Below are 1,607 nucleotides of genomic sequence, written 5' to 3' on the forward strand. Positions count from 1 at the left end.
GCCTCCGCCGTCGAGCGCGCGTATCGCCGCCGCGGCCTCGGCGGCGCCCTGTTCGCGCGGATCACGGAAGCCGCCCGCAACCGAAGAGTCGGCGACCTGCACGTGCGGTGCCTTGCCCGGAACGGGCCGATGCGCCGTCTCGCGCTGCGCCACGGCGCCAACCTGCAGGCCAGCGGCATGGAGGCCGAGGCGGCCCTGCATCTCGAACGGCCGACGCCGTTCTCGCTCTGGCACGAGGGCATCGCCGAGGCCTTCGACCTGACGATCGCCGCCCTGCGGCCGCGCGGGCTGCCGCCGGCGTGAGACGGCCGTTCAGCCGATCGGGTCGGCCACCATCGCGAAGGTGAGGAGATCGACGGAGGCCGCCCCGCCGCGCAGCAGCGCGCGGGCGGCGGCGTTCGCTGTCGCGCCCGTGGTGGTGACGTCGTCGACGAGGAGGACGCGTCGGCCCTGAAGGGCGGCCCGGTGCACCGGCGGCACGCGGAAGGCGCCCTGGAGGTTCTCGGCGCGCCCGGCGCGGCTCAGGCCCACCTGCGAGCGCGTCGCCTTCACCCGCGCGAGCACCTGCGGCAGGAACGGCACCCGCCCGGCGCGGGCGAGGGGGCGGGCGAGCAAAGCCGCCTGGTTGAACCGCCGTCGCCACAGCCGCCAGCGATGCAACGGCACCGGCACGACGCAATCGGCCTCCGCGATCAGGGCGGCGCCGGAGGCGGCCATCATCGCCGCCATCGCCTTGGCGAGGTCGAGGCGGTCCTCGTATTTCAGGCGGTGCACGAGCCCGCGAGCGGTGTCGTCGTAGAGCGCCACCGCTCGCGCCCGCTCGAAGACCGGCGGATCGCTGATCGCGCGCGGCGACAGCAGCGGGCCGATCCCGAGGTCGAGGGCGAACGGCGTCCCGTAGCGCGGGCAGCACGGCTCCTCGATGAAGCGCAGGCCGGACCAGCAGGCGGGACAGAGCGCGCCGGGATCGGCCGTGGCTGCGCCGCATCCCGCGCAAGAGGGCGGGTAGACGAGGCCGACGAGCGCCCGCGCGGCGCGGCCGAAAATGGCGGAAGGCCGCGCACCTTTCGATGCACGGCCTTCCTCGCTGTCGATATTTTCAGGCGCAGGCACGACCCACGCCCTGACGCAGCGCGCAGCCGGCTCAGCGCGTCGCGGGCGGGGTCTGGTCGTTGCGGCGGGCCTCGGCGTTGGCGCGGTGGCGACCGATCGCGCAGCCTGCGGCGGCGCCAACCAGTCCGTGGTGCCCGGCATAGTGGCCGGCGATCCCGCCGACGATGGCGCCCTTGATGCAGCCCTTGGCCTCGGCGGTCGAGCCGAAGGCGACGATCGTGAGGGCCAGGGCGGCCCCGGACAGAAAGCGGATCATGGGATGCGACTCCGATATGCGGCTCAGCAGCCGATGGAACTGACCAAGAACGGCGATCGTCCAGACCCGTTCCACCCTCGCAAAACTGTGATGGTCGGCCGACCACCTTCGCCGAGCGCCGCCGCAGCTGGCAACCGGACGGGTCGAGCGCCATGTGTGGCTGTGCATGACAGCGCCTTCGCATCTGTTCGACACCGGGCTCGCCCGCCGCCGCCTCGCCCGCGCGCGACGCACGGGC

General features: G+C 74.0%; 3 protein-coding genes. 1 reads left to right on the forward strand and 2 read right to left on the reverse strand.

Features of this window, described 5'->3' with window-relative positions:
* On the forward strand, positions 1-303 hold a 303-nt coding region (locus FV222_RS25415; protein WP_147815945.1), incomplete at its 5' end, for a GNAT family N-acetyltransferase.
* Between the two features lie 9 nt (positions 304-312).
* On the opposite strand, the gene FV222_RS25420 is transcribed toward FV222_RS25415, so the two are convergent.
* On the reverse strand, positions 313-1,047 hold the full coding sequence (locus FV222_RS25420) for a ComF family protein (RefSeq protein ID WP_246685659.1): 735 nt from the start codon (positions 1,045-1,047) through the stop codon (positions 313-315).
* A gap of 97 nt (positions 1,048-1,144) precedes the next feature.
* Positions 1,145-1,369 (reverse strand): hypothetical protein, encoded by a 225-nt coding sequence (locus FV222_RS25425; protein WP_147751799.1) that lies wholly within the window; start codon positions 1,367-1,369, stop codon positions 1,145-1,147.
* Between the last annotated feature and the right edge of the window lie 238 nt (positions 1,370-1,607).

The sequence above is a fragment of the Methylobacterium sp. WL103 genome, from assembly GCF_008039885.1.
GTDB lineage: Bacteria > Pseudomonadota > Alphaproteobacteria > Rhizobiales > Beijerinckiaceae > Methylobacterium > Methylobacterium cerastii.

Coding starts and splice junctions, on each gene's coding strand:
- FV222_RS25425 (WP_147751799.1), bottom strand. CDS start 1,369: ATGATCCGCTTTCTGTCCGGGGCCGCCCTGGCCCTCACGATCGTCGCC.